The organism is Microbacterium istanbulense (genome assembly GCF_037204145.1).
Taxonomy (GTDB): Bacteria; Actinomycetota; Actinomycetes; order Actinomycetales; family Microbacteriaceae; genus Microbacterium; species Microbacterium istanbulense.
The window spans coordinates 26,068-41,678 of record NZ_JBBDGN010000002.1 but is presented as its reverse complement, the minus strand read 5'-3'; the positions used below and the strand labels follow the sequence as shown (position 1 = coordinate 41,678).

The following is a 15,611-nucleotide window of genomic DNA, read 5'->3' as shown; positions in this document are numbered from 1 at the left end:
AACTAAGCGAAGCACACGACGCCGACACCGGCGCGTCAGTCGTGCACGGCGAGCTCGCGAGCAACGCGCTGTTGATGCTCCCCAGGGAGGCCCAACTTCTCCATCAGGACGAGAGTCAGCACTCCAGTCGTCATCTGCTCCAGCGTGAACGGATTCGTGTCCAATGTGTGGTTGCCCGTGTGCGCAAGAGTGTTCCGCGCCGCGACGACATCGTCAACCCAGGTCTCAACGTCCGGAACGACGAGGGAGCGAGCCGCGCGGTCCGGTATCCGAGTAAGAGCCCGCAAGCGCCTGCGGAACGACATTCGGTTCGCCAACGCGCTGTCCACCCAAGCCCGCTCGTCCTCATCCTCCACCGCGTCGAGCACCTTCGCTCGGAGCACCTCGAAGTCCTCGTCCGCCATGTGGGTCGTCGTATCCGAAAACGCGGCATGGAACCCTTCCGCAGCGATGGCGCTCAGCAGCAACCGGGTCTCGGTATAGCCGGGGCGGGCGTACTGCATCCCGAAGAACACGTTGCATGCCGTCGCGGCGTCCTCGCGGAGCGTTAGCCACGCAGGGATGACGTCCTCGAACGCGATGTCGTTGCATGTGAACCGAAACTCGTAAAACGACGTCCCCTCGACATCAGGGGATGCAGTGTGGATCCGTCGTCCATAAGCCTCAACGGTCGCCGGCATCTCGACGAATCGCTCCAAGGTGTCACCTGCCGCAGGCTCAGTATCCGTCGCGACGGTGAACAGGGTGCTGACGAGGCCACAGGCTTCCCCGGAGGCCAGGGTCATCAAGTCCGACAGGTGCTGGATCAGGCCGTTGAAAGCGTCAACCGCGACCGGTTCCGGCGGGGTCAGATGCAGGTACGGGGTGACAGACGTGGACACCGTCGTGCTCGCCCGCGACTCCACGGATCTGAAGGAATCTGCGTGGGAGCGCGCGGTAACTGTCCACTCCCCGTAGTGAGCGGTCGACTCGAGCCCAGAGACCGCGGCGACCAGGCCTGGTCGGTCCTCATCGACCATACGGTTCACGACGGGGGCCGCGAGGAAGCCCGTCAGGTTCTCCAGGCTGACCCGCGCGCCGCTGAAGATCGCTTCCTCAGGATGGAAGTGCGCCCCGACGTACGCCCGCCGGGCATGAAGGCGTTGAAACTCCCCACCCGGACCAGGCCCAAGGCCCCGCTGAATGAGCGAGAAGCAGTGGGTCAGCGTGACAGGGATACCCTCCGCGACGCCCCAGATCACTGGGACCGTGTCATCGAATCGCATCAGCGACCCCGAGAGGTCGAGCCGGACCGAACCATCGACATGGATGACGAGGCGCCCCATTACGTGTGGCTGCCCCTCCTTGAACCACCACTGCCCATACAACTCTCGCGCCAGATCAGTCACGTGCTCATTCTGGAGGGCGCTTCAGACGTTTGGTGTATCCGCTGCCGAACAGGGGCACCCGTGCACAACGTGCTGGAGGGACTTCTCGCGCTCGCGGGTTATAGGCCAAAAGGAGTGGATGGTTTCTTGGTCTAGCGGCGTGATCATGCGGTGAGATCGGGTTTGTCATGGTCTGCGAGGCTTACTCGTGGATCTTCCCTCGAACTCGACGACCTGCATGGTATGCGGCGGTCATCTGGTGAAGAACGGCCGGCACCGATCCGGGACACAACGGTGGCGGTGCCCGTCATGCGGCGCATCGTCCGTGCGTCGGCGCCCTGATGTGACCCGGCGTGAACAGTTGCGCCGGTTCGTGACGTGGCTGACCGGGAAGCAGACCCAGGCCGAGATCGACGGCACGACGACAGGACGGACGTTTCGCCGCGAGATCGCATGGTGCTGGGCGCTGGAGCCGCGATTGCCGCCCGCGACCGAGATCCATCACGCCGTCCTCGTCGACGGGTTCTGGGTGAGCGGATGGTGCCTGCTGATCGCGCTCAGCGACACGGGCCGTGTCCTCGCCTGGCAATGGTCCGGAGGCGAATCCGTCGCCGCCTGGAAAGCACTCCTCGAACAGGTCGCAGCGCCCGGCGTCCTCGTCTCAGACGGTGGCAGCGGCCTCCCGACCGCGCTGGCCGTGTGCTGGCCCGAGACCAAGCACCAACGCTGCCTGTTCCACCTGCAGATGAACGTGTCCCGGCACCTGACACGCAACCCGAGAACCGACGCCGGGCGCGCCCTGCGCGCCCTCGTGATGCGCCTCAGCGACATCCATGACGAAGACGCAGCGATCGCCTGGCGGCTGAAACTCGAGGTCCGGTGGAAGGCCTTCGGGCACCTCACCCGGGAAAGGACGATGTTCCGCAACGGACAATGGGGCTTCACCCACGATCGCCTCCGCAAGGCCTGGCAGCTGATCCGTCACGTCTCCCGCAACGAGACCCTGTTCACCTGGATCACCTACGGCAACCCCCGCACAACATCACCATTGGAAGGCGGGATCAACAGCCAGATCCGTGACGTCCTGCGCCGACACCGCGGCCTCAGCGAACAACACCAAAAACGCGCCGTCGAATGGTTCCTCGCCCTCCACGAGCTCCCGCTCGACGAGGCCATCGCCCTCGCCAAACCCGCCCCGACGCCAAGCCCGCAGACAGAACCCAACGAAACGAGCAACACCGCCCCCTACGGCACCGGCCTCGACCCAGCCGAAGGCCTCTGGACCCGATCAGGATGGGCAGGACACGGATGACACACCCGACCCCATCCACTCTTTCTGGCCTATAACCCCCGGATACGGGGACCGATTCGCGTCGAAAACGAGGAAAGCCACCGGATTCTCGGTGGCTTTCCTCTTGTGACCTGGCCTTCTGAGATACGAGAACAAAATCCTCGAGATCCGGGAATGGCCCAACGTGGCAAGTGAGGGATTCGAACCCCCGAAGCTTACGCGGCTGATTTACAGTCAGCTCCCTTTGGCCGCTCGGGCAACTTGCCAGTGCACACCCGTCCGGCTTTTCCAGCCAACCGGGGGCGCGAGTATCAAGCATACCCGCCCACGGCACCGGCAAGAAATCGACGGCTCAGCTGCCGAACACGCCCCGGTCGGCCTCTGCCAGCGACTCCGGCGTGCGCAGCAGACCACCCTCGGCACGCACGGTCGCCGCAGCGATCAACATCGCCCTCTCGACCAGCTCCTGCCAGCCGTCTGCGGTCTCCGGCTCGCCGGCCGCGAGACCCGCCGTGATGGCGGCGAGCGTGGCATCCCCCGCGCCTACCGTGTCGACGATCGGGCCGGGAAGCACGGAGATCGGGGCCGTGAACGTGCCCGCATCCGTCTCGAGCACGGCCCCGTCGGGGCCTGCTGTCGCGAGCACGGCGGTCGCACCCAGGTCGCGCAGACGCGCGCGCAGCGTGTGCACGTCGCCGTCATACAGCAGTGCTGCGTCGTCGGCGCCGACCTTGACCAGCGCCGATCGTCCGACGAGGTGCTCGAAGCCGCGGATGAACCGCACGCGGTCGGACATCATGCCCGCTCGCGGGTTCGGGTCCACAGCCAGCGGCGCATCTCCCAGGGCGTCGACGAGCGCGTCGACCTCTTCGTGCACGTCGAACGGGAAGCAGCTGATCGCGACGATCCCCGCCCCGGCGATCGCAGCGCGCGCCTCGTCGCCGTATCGGATGCTGCGCCGCTGCGCCGCCTCGTTGAACACGTACTCCGGCTCGCCGCCGGGACCGCGCGTGACGATGGCCCTGGACGACCCGCGTGGCGCCTCGCTCTGGATGAGCGTGACGTCGTGGTCGGCCAGGTACCCACGGATGTGATCGCCGGGCTCGTCGTCGCCGACCATCGCGATGAGGGTGGTCGGGATGCCGAGCCGCCGCAGCCCCACGGCGACGTTCAACGCCGCGCCGCCGACCAACTCGCGCACGCCGTGCTCATCACGGATCTCGTCGATCAGGGCATCGCCGATCACCACGGCCCCGGCGCTCACGCCTTGCTCCTCGAAGTCATGCGCCCATTCTTCCCCACACCACCAGAGCGGCGGCACGGTTGTGACGGAGAAAAGCGGTACTTTGGCGCCATGAAGACGCGATTCGCGTTCGCCGGTGCCGCAGCGCTGCTCGCACTGGTGCTGTCCGGATGCGGCGGAGCCGCCGATCCTGTGGCATCAAACGCGCCAGCAGCATCAGCATCCGCCTCGTCGGAGAGCACGACATCACCGCAGCCGACGGCATCCAGCGATCCGGATGCCGCGACGGTACCGATCCCCACCGACTGTCGCGCCATCCTCGCCCCGGCCGTCCTGGCCGAGCTCGACGGAATCCCCCTCAACGATCCTGCCTTCGACCCGAGCGGCTCGCTGGAGGACGGCTCGCTGCGCTGCGTCTGGGCCGACCCCGGCGCCGACACCACCAGCCTCGTCACCGAGATCATGGGGCTCGGGCGGGAGTCTGCGATGGAGCTGCTGAACGCCCTCGCGGACGACGACGGGTTCACCTGCTACGCCCCCGACGGCGGCACCCGCTGTGAGAAAACGTGGGAGAACGAGCAGTATCCGGTCACCGACGGTCGCACCCTGTTCTGGCGTGACGGGGTGCTCATCGACACGCGGTACTCCAACCTCGCGCCGTCGGGCTACACCGCATCGATCGTCGAGTACATGTTCCCGTCGCCGCAGCCGACCGCCACGCCGAGCCCGACGCCCTGACGACCCGGTCCAGGTACGGCTGAGGCCCCGAGTTCCGAAGAACCCGGGGCCTCAGTCAGACACCTATCGATCAGTTGTAGGTGCCGGGGGTGATGTCGTCGGTCGAGAACGCGTCGAAGTCGACGTAACCGAAGTCACCGTCGGCGTACGCACCGTCGGATGCGAAGATCCGGTTCGGGTAGCGCTCGCTCTTTGCCTCTTCGGTCGCCTCGACCGTGATGTCACGGTACTTCGACAGACCGGTTCCGGCCGGGATGAGCTTACCGATGATGACGTTCTCCTTGAGACCGACCAGCGGGTCGCGCTTGCCCTCCATGGCGGCCTGCGTGAGCACGCGGGTCGTCTCCTGGAAGGATGCGGCCGACAGCCACGACTCGGTCGCCAGCGACGCCTTGGTGATACCCATCAGCTCCGGACGACCCGACGCGGGACGCTTGCCCTCAGACACAGCCTCGCGGTTGATCGTCTGGTAGCGCTTCAGATCGACCATCTCACCGGGCAGCAGGGTCGTGTCGCCGTGGTCGACGACGGTGACCTTGCGCAGCATCTGGCGCACGATGACCTCGATGTGCTTGTCGTGGATCGGCACACCCTGCGAGCGGTACACGCCCTGCACACCGCCGACGAGGTACTTCTGCACCTCGCGGGCACCCATGACACGCATGACCTCCTTGGGGTCGAGCGTGCCGACCTGCAGGGGCTGACCGACGGTGACGTGCTGGCCGTCCTCGACGAGAAGCGTCGCACGCTTCAGCACCGGGTAGACCACCTCTTCGTCGCCGTTGTCGGGCGTGAGGATGACCTTCTTGGCCTTCTCGTTCTCTTCGATCGTGATGCGGCCATCGGCCTCGGCGATCGGGGAGGCCCCCTTGGGGGTACGCGCCTCGAAGAGCTCCTGCACACGGGGCAGACCCTGGGTGATGTCATCCGCCGATGCCGAACCACCGGTGTGGAAGGTACGCATCGTCAGCTGGGTACCGGGCTCACCGATCGACTGAGCGGCGATGATGCCGACGGCCTCACCGATGTCGACGGTCTTGCCGGTCGCGAGCGAGCGGCCGTAGCACTGCGCGCAGACACCGACGGCCGAGTCGCAGGTGAGCACGGAGCGCACCTTGATGGACTCCACACCCGCCTCGACGAGCTTGTCGATGAGCACGTCACCCACGTCGTCACCGGCGGAGGCGAGAACCTCGCCGGCCTCGTTGACGACATCGGCGGCCAGGGTACGGGCGAACACCGAGTTCTCGACGTTCGCGTCGCGGACCAGCTCGCCGGCCGAGTTCGGCGCGGCGATCGGCAGCTCGAGGCCCTTGGTCGTGCCACAGTCCTGCTCGCGGATGATGACATCCTGCGAGACGTCCACCAGACGACGGGTCAGGTAACCCGAGTCGGCGGTACGCAGAGCGGTGTCGGCCAGACCCTTACGGGTACCGTGCGTCGCGATGAAGTACTCCGCCACCGACAGACCCTCGCGGTACGAGGAGATGATCGGACGGGGGATGATCTCACCCTTGGGGTTGTTCACCAGACCACGCATACCGGCGATGTTCCGGATCTGCAGCCAGTTACCACGGGCGCCCGAGGACACCATGCGGTTGATGGTGTTGTCCTGCGGGAAGTGCGCCTTCATTGCGGCCTGGACCTCGTCGGTCGCCTCGGTCCAGATCTTGATGAGCTCCTGGCGACGCTCGGCGTCGGTGGTCAGACCCTTGTCGTACTGCGACTGGACCTTCGCGGCCTGCTTCTCGTAGCCGGCGACGATCTCCGCCTTGTTCGGCGGGGTGAGCACGTCGCTGAGCGCCACGGTGACACCCGAACGGGTGGCCCAGTGGAAGCCGGCGTCCTTGATGCGGTCCAGCGTTGCCGCCGTCTCGACCTTGGGGTACTCCTCGGCCAGCTTGTTCACGATCTGCGAGAGCTTGCCCTTGTCGGCCACCTCGCGCACGAAGGGGTAACCCTTCGGGAGCGCGGCGTTGAAGATCGCCTGACCCAGCGAGGCGTCGACGAGCCCGTGACGCTCGTAGCCCTCCGGCGCCTCTCCCTCGAGGAAGGTGAGGCCGGGGACGCGGATGCGGACCTTCGCCTGCAGGTCGAGGGAGCCCTCGTCCTTGGCGAGGATCGCCTCGGAGACCGAGCCGAACGCACGACCCTCACCGGCAGCGCCTTCCCTGACCGTGGTCAGGTGGTGCAGACCGATGATCATGTCCTGCGAGGGCAGGGTGACCGGACGGCCGTCAGACGGCTTGAGGATGTTGTTCGAGGCGAGCATCAGCACGCGGGCCTCGGCCTGAGCCTCGACCGACAGCGGCAGGTGCACAGCCATCTGGTCACCGTCGAAGTCGGCGTTGAAGGCCGCGCAGACGAGCGGGTGCAGCTGGATGGCCTTACCCTCGACGAGCTGCGGCTCGAAGGCCTGGATGCCGAGACGGTGCAGGGTGGGTGCACGGTTGAGCAGCACAGGACGCTCGCGGATGATCTCCTCGAGCACGTCCCAGACCTCGGGACGGGTGCGCTCGACGGCACGCTTGGCGGCCTTGATGTTCTGCGAGTGGCCGAGGTCGATCAGACGCTTGATCACGAACGGCTTGAAGAGCTCCAGAGCCATCTGCTTGGGCAGACCGCACTGGTGCAGCTTCAGCTGCGGGCCGACGACGATGACCGAACGGCCCGAGTAGTCGACGCGCTTGCCGAGCAGGTTCTGGCGGAAACGACCCTGCTTACCCTTCAGCATGTCGCTGAGGGACTTCAGGGCACGGTTGCCGGTACCGGTGACGGGGCGACCACGGCGGCCGTTGTCGAACAGTGCGTCGACGGCCTCCTGCAGCATGCGCTTCTCGTTGTTGACGATGATCTCGGGGGCACCGAGGTCGATCAGACGACGCAGACGGTTGTTGCGGTTGATCACACGGCGGTACAGGTCGTTGAGGTCGGAGGTCGCGAAGCGGCCACCGTCGAGCTGCACCATCGGGCGCAGCTCCGGCGGGATCACCGGAACGACGTCGAGCACCATGGCGGCCGGGCTCATGCCGGTCTCCAGGAACGAGTTGACGACCTTGAGACGCTTGATCGCGCGGATCTTGCGCTGACCCTTGCCCTCGGCGATCTGCAGGCGCAGCGACTCGGCCTCGGCGGCCAGGTCGAAGCTCTGCAGACGACGCTGGATGGCCTCGGCGCCCATGTGGGCCTCGAAGTACTGGCCGAAGCGGTCCTGCAGCTCGTGGAAGACGTCGTCCTCGGGGCGTAGTGCGCCGACCTCGAGCGTGCGGAAGTCCTCCCACACGCGCTCGAGCTTGGCGATCGCCTCGTCGGCACCCTTGCGGATGAGCGACATCTCCTTCTCGGCGGCGTCCTTGACCTTCTTCTTGGCGTCGGCCTTGGCACCCTCGGCCTCGAGAGCGGCGAGCTCCTCCTCGAGACGCGCGAGACGCGAAGCGATGTTGGCGTCGCGACGGTCGGCGAGCGTCTTCAGCTCGAGGCGGATGTTGTTCTCCTGCGTGGCGAGGTCGCGGTGACGAGCATCCTCGTCGACCGAGATCACCATGTAGGCGGCGAAGTAGATGACCTTCTCGAGGTCCTTCGGGGCCATGTCGAGCAGGTAGCCCAGACGCGAGGGCACGCCCTTGAAGTACCAGATGTGGGTGACCGGGGCGGCGAGCTCGATGTGGCCCATCCGCTCACGGCGCACCGAGCTCTTGGTGACCTCGACGCCACAGCGCTCACAGACGATGCCCTTGAAGCGGACACGCTTGTACTTGCCGCAGGCGCACTCCCAGTCGCGGGAGGGCCCGAAGATCTGCTCGCCGAAAAGGCCGTCCTTCTCGGGCTTCAGGGTGCGGTAGTTGATGGTTTCAGGCTTCTTGACCTCGCCGTAGGACCATCCGCGGATGTCATCTGCGGTGGCCAGGCCGATCCGAAGCTCATCGAAAGTGTTTGACTCGAGCACTAGTTCTCCTGTGTCGGAAATTCTTTTTGAGAAATCGGGGCTTCGACGGGCTCAGCAGCCGCTCGGGGCGCTGAGCCTGTCAAAGGGTCAGATCTCGTCGATCGAGGCGGCCTCGAAGCGGCTGGAGATGTTGATGCCGAGCTCTTCCGCTGCGCGGAAGGCCTCGTCGTCGGTGTCGCGGAGGTTCACCGTCGTACCGTCGGCCGAGAGCACCTCGACGTTCAGGCAGAGCGACTGCATCTCCTTCATGAGCACCTTGAACGACTCGGGGATGCCCGGCTCCTGGATGTTCTCGCCCTTGACGATCGCCTCGTAGACCTTGACGCGGCCGAGGATGTCGTCGGACTTGATCGTGAGGAGCTCCTGGAGCGCGTATGCGGCGCCATAGGCCTCGAGGGCCCACACCTCCATCTCACCGAAACGCTGTCCACCGAACTGCGCCTTACCACCGAGCGGCTGCTGGGTGATCATCGAGTACGGACCGGTCGAGCGCGCGTGGATCTTGTCGTCGACGAGGTGGTGCAGCTTCAGGATGTACATGTAGCCGACCGAGATCGGAGCCGGGAACGGCTCACCGGAGCGGCCGTCGAACAGCTGGGTCTTGCCCGAGCTGTCGATCAGGCGCACACCGTCGCGGGTCTCGCGGGTCGAGTCGAGCAGACCGGAGATCTCCGCCTCGCTCGCGCCGTCGAACACGGGGGTCGCGACCTTGGTGTTCGGGGCGACGTCGCGGGCGTGCTCGGGGAGCTTCGCGGCCCACTCCGGGTTGCCCTCGACCTTCCAGCCCTGCTTGGCGATCCACCCGAGGTGGGTCTCCAGCACCTGACCGAAGTTCATTCGACCGGGGATACCGAGCGGGTTGAGCACCACGTCGACCGGCGTGCCGTCCGACAGGAACGGCATGTCCTCGACGGGGAGGATCTTCGCGATGACACCCTTGTTGCCGTGGCGGCCGGCGAGCTTGTCACCCTCGGTGATCTTGCGCTTCTGAGCGATGTAGACCACGACGCGACGGTTGACGCCCGAGCCCAGCTCGTCGTCGCCCTCTTCGGCGTTGAACTCCTTGACGGCGATGATCGTGCCCTGCTCACCGTGCGGCACCTTCAGGGAGGTGTCACGGACCTCGCGGCTCTTCTCGTTGAAGATCGCGCGGAGCAGGCGCTCCTCGGCGCTCAGCTCGGTCTCGCCCTTCGGCGTGACCTTGCCGACGAGGATGTCGCCGGGGCGAACCTCGGCACCGATGCGGATGATGCCGCGCTCGTCGAGGTCCTTCAGCAGCTCGGGGCTCACGTTGGGGAGGTCACGGGTGATCTCCTCCTTGCCCAGCTTGGTGTCGCGCGAGTCGACCTCGTACTCCTCGATGTGGATCGAGGAGAGGGTGTCGTCCTTCACGAGCTCCTGGCTGAGGATGATCGCGTCCTCGAAGTTGTGACCCTCCCACGGCATGAACGCCACGAGCAGGTTCTTTCCGAGGGCGAGCTCGCCGTTCTCGGTCGCGGGACCATCGGCGATGACCTCGCCGACCTCGACACGCTCACCGGCGGAGACGATGACGCGCTGGTTGTACGAGGTGCCCTGGTTGGAGCGGTCGAACTTGCGCAGGTAGTACTCCTGCGTTCCACCCTCGTCGAGCATGACCACGACCTTGTCGGCCGAGACCTCGCTGACCACACCGGCCTTGAGCGCGGTGACCACGTCACCGGCGTCGATGGCGGTGTAGCCCTCCATACCGGTGCCCACCAGCGGCGAGTCCGAACGGAGCAGCGGCACAGCCTGACGCTGCATGTTGGCACCCATGAGGGCCCGCTGGGCGTCGTCGTGCTCGAGGAAGGGCACGAGCGAGGTCGCCACCGACACCATCTGGCGCGGCGAGACATCGATGTAACCGATCTCCTCGGGGAGGAACAGGTCGACCTCACCGCTACCGCCCTTGGGGCGCGCGAGCACGTGGCTCTCGATGAAGCGGCCGTCCTTGTCGAGCGGCGCGTTGGCCTGCGCGATGTTGAAGTCGGCCTCTTCGGCTGCGGTCAGGTAGTCGATGTGCTCGGTGACCTTGCCACCATCGACCTTGCGGTACGGGGTCTCGATGAAACCGAACGAGTTGATCCGCGCGAAGGTCGCGAGGGCACCGATCAGACCGATGTTCGGGCCTTCAGGCGTCTCGATCGGGCACATGCGGCCGTAGTGCGAGGGGTGCACGTCGCGCACCTCGACGCCGGCACGGTCACGGCTCAGACCACCCGGGCCGAGGGCCGAGAGACGACGCTTGTTCGTCAGGCCCGCGAGCGGGTTGTTCTGGTCCATGAACTGCGACAGCTGCGAGGTACCGAAGAACTCCTTGATCGCGGCCACGACGGGGCGCACGTTGATCAGGGTCTGCGGGGTGATCGCCTCGATGTCCTGCGTGGTCATGCGCTCGCGGACGACGCGCTCCATGCGGGACAGACCGGTGCGGACCTGGTTCTGGATCAGCTCGCCCACCGCGCGGATGCGACGGTTGCCGAAGTTGTCGATGTCATCGACCGTGATCCGGATCTCGGCCTTCTTGCCCGAGCGGATGCCCTCGAACGTCTCGTCACCGCTGTGCAGACGCACGAGGTACTTGATGGTCGCGACGATGTCGTCGCGGGTCAGCACCGAGTCGGTGAGCGCGGCGTCGAGACCGAGCTTCTGGTTGATCTTGTAGCGACCCACCTTGGCCAGGTCGTAGCGCTTCGGGTTGAAGTAGAAGTTGTCCAGCAGCGAACGCGCGGCCTCGGCGGCGACCTGCTCGCCCGGACGCAGCTTGCGGTAGATGTCGCGGAGGGCGTCTTCCTGAGTGAGGATGGTGTCCTTCGCCAAGGTCTCCTCGATCGAGGGGTAGCCGGCGAACTCGGCGAGGATCTCCTCGCTGGACATGCCCAGCGCCTTGAGGAAGACGGTCACCGACTGCTTGCGCTTACGGTCGATGCGCACGCCGACCTGGTCGCGCTTGTCGATCTCGAACTCGAGCCACGCACCACGGCTGGGGATGACGCGCGCCGACACGATGTCCTTGTCGGACGTCTTGTCGGGGGTCTTGTCGAAGTAGACACCGGGCGAACGCACCAGCTGCGAGACGACGACGCGCTCGGAGCCGTTGATGATGAACGTGCCCTTGTCGGTCTGCAGCGGGAAGTCGCCCATGAAGACCGTCTGGGTCTTGATCTCACCGGTCTGGTGGTTCATGAACTCGGCCTCGACGTACAGCGGGGCGGCGTAGGTCTTGCCGCGCTCCTTGCACTCTTCGATCGAGTACTTCTCGGGCTCGAGGTACGGGTTCGTGAAGCTCAGCTGCATCGTCTCGCCGAGGTCTTCGATCGGGGAGATCTCCTCGAAGATCTCACCGAGACCAGAGATCTCTGCGACGTCGGTGCGGCCGGCCTTCTTGGCCTCTGCGACACGCGCCTTCCACGCGTCGTTGCCGACGAGCCATCCGAAGGACTCGGTCTGCAGCGCGAGAAGGTCAGGGACCGTCAGCGTGTCGGAGATCTTGGCGAACGAGAGGCGGGATGCTCCGCGTCCGTTCTTGTTGAGGGTGGTGGATGTGGATGCGTTGCGAGCAGCAGCCAAGGGAATAACCTCCGTTAGCCCACGCAGGGCTAGTCGATTCCTTGTCGTCAGTGGAGCGCGCTCAAAAGCTCAACATCTGCCGACCACCATATGAGGGCAGGGAGAAACGAGCGCAAGTTACCACTATACGCACAAAAGCGCGACATGGCAAGTGCAATCCTTGACCTTCGTCGCTTGCTGGGGTATTGCGCGCGCTGAAAGCCTAGCGCCGGTGGCATCCGTGCGCTCGTTAGGCTCGTTCCCATGGGACGAGCACGCGCACGCGACGCCGAGAATCCGCGGGCGCGGCTGGAACACGGTGGTATCGCCGAGGTTGCGGCGTCGGAGTTCACCACCGGCTTCGAGCTCGTCGTCGATGGCACTCCGCAGTCGCACGTCGATCTGGATGATCCGACCCACCTGCACTTCGAGTACATCGTGCGGATGGGCGCGGTGATCGATCAGGTCGGCGAGCCTGGTCGGCCGCTGACGGCCGTGCACCTCGGCGCCGGTGCCCTCACCATTCCGCGCTACGTCGAGGCGACGCGCCCCGGCTCGCGCCAGCAGGTCATCGAACTCGAGGCGCCCCTGGTGCAGTTGGTGCGCGAGTACCTGCCCCTCCCCCGCGGCGCGTCGATTCGCATCCGGATCGGCGACGCGCGCGCCGGGGTCGGCAAGCTCCCGGCGGCACTGCAGGGGCAGTGCGACCTCGTCGTCTCCGACGTCTTCTCCGGCGCGCAGACCCCCGCTCACCTGACCAGTGTCGAGTTCTACCGTGAGGTCGCGCAGCTGCTCGCGCCCACCGGCATCCTGCTGGTGAACATCGCCGATGGACCGGGCCTCGCGTTCGCGCGGCGGCAGGTCGCGACGGTGTCGGCGGTGTTCGCCGAGGTGGCGCTGCTCGCCGACACCCAGGTTCTCAAGGGGCGCCGTTTCGGGAACCTCGTCGTGGCGGCATCCGCCTCGCCGCTGCCCACGGAGTGGCTGCCGCGGATCCTGGCCGCCGGGCCGCATCCGGCGAAGATCGCGCAGGGCGACGAAGTGGCCGCCTTCGCGGAGGGGGCGCGGGTCGTGACGGATGCCGATGCCGTCGCCTCACCGCGGCCGGACGCGTCACTGTTCCTCCGCTGACCGCGCACCCGGGCATCCACTTGGCGGCGCCTGTGGCGTGGCTCAGGCGCAACCCGGATCCAGGAGGCAGACTGATCACACGCGCGGAGGGAGCATGCAGACGTGAGTTTTATCCAGGGTTACGACCCCGAGACGCTGCGTGAGCTGGTCGATCAGCGTGAGTGCGCGGCCCGCCTCGCCGAGATCGAGAATCAGCGCAGCCTGCCCGCCCTGCTGGAGCGCGTGTGGCTGCTGAAGGTGCTCGACCGGCTCGATGAGGCGCTGTCGCTGGCCGACGAGGCGGTGCGCCAGGCGCGCATGGCCGGTACGCGCAAGGACGTGCTGCGTGCCCGGGTGTTGCACGCCACCGTGCTGCAGTACCGCGGATCCCACGCGGCAGCCGAGCAGGAGCTCGCGACCTGCAGTGCCGAGGCCGAGGGGCAGCGCTGGGCGGGCATCGCCGCGTTCGCCTCCCAGCATCGCGGCAAGAACGCCCTCGAGGCCGGCGACTACGAGCAGGCACGGGAGAGCTTCAAGCAGGCGCTGTTCCTGCGCCGCGAAGCAGGTGCCGACGAGAAGGATCTCGAGACGGTGCTGCTGGCCATCGACACCGTCGAGCGGCTGCGCGTGCTGCAGCCCGTGTTCGTCTGAACCAGCGCTCGGCGGATGCCGGATGCCGGATGTCGGTGGTCCGTCCTAGTCTGTGCGCATGGCTGATCTTGATCGAGTGCGCACCTGGGGCGAGGCGCTGATCGGGCTGCACCTCGACGCCACCTGGTCGTTCGCGTTCGACAACGCCAAACGGCGGGCGGGCGCCTGCCACTATCAGTCCAAGCGCATCACCGTTTCGCGCTACCTCGCCGCCCGATTCGGCGACGATGAGATCCATCAGGTTCTGCTGCACGAGGTTGCGCACGCCCTCGCCGGCCACGCTGCCGCGCACGGTCAGGAGTGGAAGCGCATCGCGCGCGAGCTCGGCTATGTCGGCGGCACCACGCACACCGGTGAGACGGCGGTCGAGCTGGCGCCATGGATCGGTCAGTGCCCCTCAGGGCACATCGCCTACCGTCATCGCCGGCCGCAGCGCGCGATGTCGTGCGCGAAGTGCTCACGCAGCTTCGACCGGCGTTACCTGCTGGCGTGGACGCGGCGTGAGATCACGGCCGCCGACAGGATGGCGGCGACGCTGCCGCGGTGACCTCGACCCGGGTCACGCGACGTCGTCGGCCGGGTCGTCCGATGTGTGGGATGCCCGGCGCCGGCGCACGAGCAGCGCAATCACGCGCCATCCCAAGAGGAAGACGCCGAGAGTGATCGTGGCGACGATGATGAACGGCAGCTGCGCGGTGTCACCCGTGGCGATGCGCAGCAGCATCCCGCCTGCGACGGTCACGATCCACACGATCGCACCCCACGACAGCGACCACGGTCGGCGGGGGCGACGTGCGAGGCCCGCGGCGAGCAGGTGTCCGACGACGAGTGCGACGAGGAACGGCCACGCCGTGAGCAGGAATCCCGCGGGGTTCTCGTCGTGCGAGGCGCGGCCGATCACGGCGAACACCAGCACGAGCACGGCGTCGACGATGAGCGCGGGCAGGAACCTCATACCGCGAGCCTATGCCTGCCCGGCGAGGACCGGCGGAGCCATGCGGGGTGTCAGACGAAGGCGGTGAATCGACCGTCGCGGAGTTCGGGCACGACCTCGCTGCTGTCCAGTTCGGCGGCCTCGGCGACGGTGGCAGGGGTGATGCCCCGCTCCTGCATCCGGCTAGTCGAGGCCACGCCGATCTGCAGCTCGCGTCCGGAGCCGCTGGCGGTGAAGAGGTGACGCAGCGCCGGCCGCAGGCCGCGGAACGCCGTGGCTGCCGCGGCCGCCTCAGGCGAGCAGTGGTCGATGCCCACCGAGGTCAGTGCGTCGATGACGGCGCCGGCGGCGAGCTGATCCTCGACGGCGAAGCGGAGGGTGCCGTCAGGGGCGCGCTCCCCCGCGGCGATCACCGCGACCGAGGTGCGCGCCGCCCGGCGTTCCTGCACGGCGAGCACGGCCCGTGCGACAGCGGCCGCATTGCGCAGGCATCCGAGCAGCACGATGGCGCCCTCGCGCTGTGCGGCTCCGGCGGCATCCGCCCCGTTCGATGACCACACCCGCGCATCGTCAAGCGCGATCTCCGGGTGGGTGAGGACAGCATCCGTCATGGTCGACGAGAACCGCAGGGCATCGACGACGATGACGACATCGGCCGGCGCGAGCCGCGCGATCCCTTCCGCTCCCCACTCGTGGCGCACCTGATACGTGGACTGGTCGAACGGCGAGGCCATCCCTCCACCTTATGCCGCACCCGCCGG

Annotated in this window: 11 protein-coding genes and 1 tRNA gene; 5 read left to right on the top strand and 7 right to left on the bottom strand. The window is 66.8% G+C overall.

Features of this window, described 5'->3' with window-relative positions; all coding sequences use genetic code 11:
* Window positions 1-35: 35 nt before the first annotated feature.
* Entirely contained in the window at window positions 36-1,388 is a 1,353-nt protein-coding gene (locus WDU93_RS03175; RefSeq protein WP_337317367.1) for an ApeA N-terminal domain 1-containing protein, read from the bottom strand.
* A 217-nt stretch (window positions 1,389-1,605) separates the two neighbouring features.
* On the opposite strand from WDU93_RS03175, the gene WDU93_RS03170 reads away from it, so the two are divergent.
* Window positions 1,606-2,679 carry an IS1249 family transposase gene (locus tag WDU93_RS03170; RefSeq protein ID WP_337318079.1) on the top strand — a complete coding sequence of 358 codons (1,074 nt, stop codon included), beginning with the start codon at window positions 1,606-1,608 and terminating at the stop codon, window positions 2,677-2,679.
* Window positions 2,680-2,843: 164 nt separating this feature from the next.
* Here the strand turns inward: WDU93_RS03170 and WDU93_RS03165 are convergent.
* Window positions 2,844-2,924 (bottom strand) — tRNA-Tyr (locus WDU93_RS03165).
* Between the two features lie 86 nt (window positions 2,925-3,010).
* Window positions 3,011-3,922, bottom strand: a complete 912-nt coding sequence (locus tag WDU93_RS03160; protein WP_337317365.1) for a carbohydrate kinase family protein — start codon at window positions 3,920-3,922, stop codon at window positions 3,011-3,013.
* Between the two features lie 90 nt (window positions 3,923-4,012).
* Between WDU93_RS03160 and WDU93_RS03155 the strand changes: the two genes are divergently transcribed.
* Window positions 4,013-4,639, top strand: coding sequence for a hypothetical protein (locus WDU93_RS03155; RefSeq protein ID WP_337317363.1), 627 nt, complete (start codon window positions 4,013-4,015; stop codon window positions 4,637-4,639).
* Between the two features lie 70 nt (window positions 4,640-4,709).
* On the opposite strand, the gene rpoC is transcribed toward WDU93_RS03155, so the two are convergent.
* Window positions 4,710-8,585: a DNA-directed RNA polymerase subunit beta' gene (gene rpoC, locus WDU93_RS03150; RefSeq protein ID WP_337317361.1), complete on the bottom strand. Its 3,876-nt coding sequence runs from the start codon at window positions 8,583-8,585 to the stop codon at window positions 4,710-4,712.
* 87 nt (window positions 8,586-8,672) lie between these two features.
* Window positions 8,673-12,176 (bottom strand): DNA-directed RNA polymerase subunit beta, encoded by a 3,504-nt coding sequence (gene rpoB, locus WDU93_RS03145; RefSeq protein WP_337317359.1) that lies wholly within the window; start codon window positions 12,174-12,176, stop codon window positions 8,673-8,675.
* A gap of 243 nt (window positions 12,177-12,419) precedes the next feature.
* Between rpoB and WDU93_RS03140 the strand changes: the two genes are divergently transcribed.
* The 3 genes from WDU93_RS03140 to WDU93_RS03130 all read left to right on the top strand — a co-directional run bounded on the left by WDU93_RS03140 (window position 12,420) and on the right by WDU93_RS03130 (window position 14,463).
* Window positions 12,420-13,286, top strand: coding sequence for a spermidine synthase (locus tag WDU93_RS03140; RefSeq protein ID WP_337317357.1), 867 nt, complete (start codon window positions 12,420-12,422; stop codon window positions 13,284-13,286).
* Window positions 13,287-13,388: 102 nt separating this feature from the next.
* Window positions 13,389-13,916: a hypothetical protein gene (locus WDU93_RS03135; protein WP_337317356.1), complete on the top strand. Its 528-nt coding sequence runs from the start codon at window positions 13,389-13,391 to the stop codon at window positions 13,914-13,916.
* 58 nt (window positions 13,917-13,974) lie between these two features.
* A complete protein-coding gene (locus WDU93_RS03130) occupies window positions 13,975-14,463 on the top strand; it encodes a SprT-like domain-containing protein (protein ID WP_337317355.1) in 489 nt (162 codons plus the stop codon).
* Window positions 14,464-14,475: 12 nt separating this feature from the next.
* Here WDU93_RS03130 and WDU93_RS03125 read toward each other — a convergent pair whose 3' ends face one another.
* Entirely contained in the window at window positions 14,476-14,871 is a 396-nt protein-coding gene (locus WDU93_RS03125; RefSeq protein WP_337317353.1) for a DUF3054 domain-containing protein, read from the bottom strand.
* A gap of 50 nt (window positions 14,872-14,921) precedes the next feature.
* Window positions 14,922-15,584 carry a 2-phosphosulfolactate phosphatase gene (locus tag WDU93_RS03120; RefSeq protein WP_337317351.1) on the bottom strand — a complete coding sequence of 221 codons (663 nt, stop codon included), beginning with the start codon at window positions 15,582-15,584 and terminating at the stop codon, window positions 14,922-14,924.
* Between the last annotated feature and the right edge of the window lie 27 nt (window positions 15,585-15,611).

Coding starts and splice junctions, on each gene's coding strand:
- WDU93_RS03120 (WP_337317351.1), bottom strand. CDS start 15,584: ATGGCCTCGCCGTTCGACCAGTCCACGTATCAGGTGCGCCACGAGTGG.
- WDU93_RS03155 (WP_337317363.1), top strand. CDS start 4,013: ATGAAGACGCGATTCGCGTTCGCCGGTGCCGCAGCGCTGCTCGCACTG.
- WDU93_RS03130 (WP_337317355.1), top strand. CDS start 13,975: ATGGCTGATCTTGATCGAGTGCGCACCTGGGGCGAGGCGCTGATCGGG.
- WDU93_RS03140 (WP_337317357.1), top strand. CDS start 12,420: ATGGGACGAGCACGCGCACGCGACGCCGAGAATCCGCGGGCGCGGCTG.
- WDU93_RS03125 (WP_337317353.1), bottom strand. CDS start 14,871: ATGAGGTTCCTGCCCGCGCTCATCGTCGACGCCGTGCTCGTGCTGGTG.
- WDU93_RS03170 (WP_337318079.1), top strand. CDS start 1,606: ATGGTATGCGGCGGTCATCTGGTGAAGAACGGCCGGCACCGATCCGGG.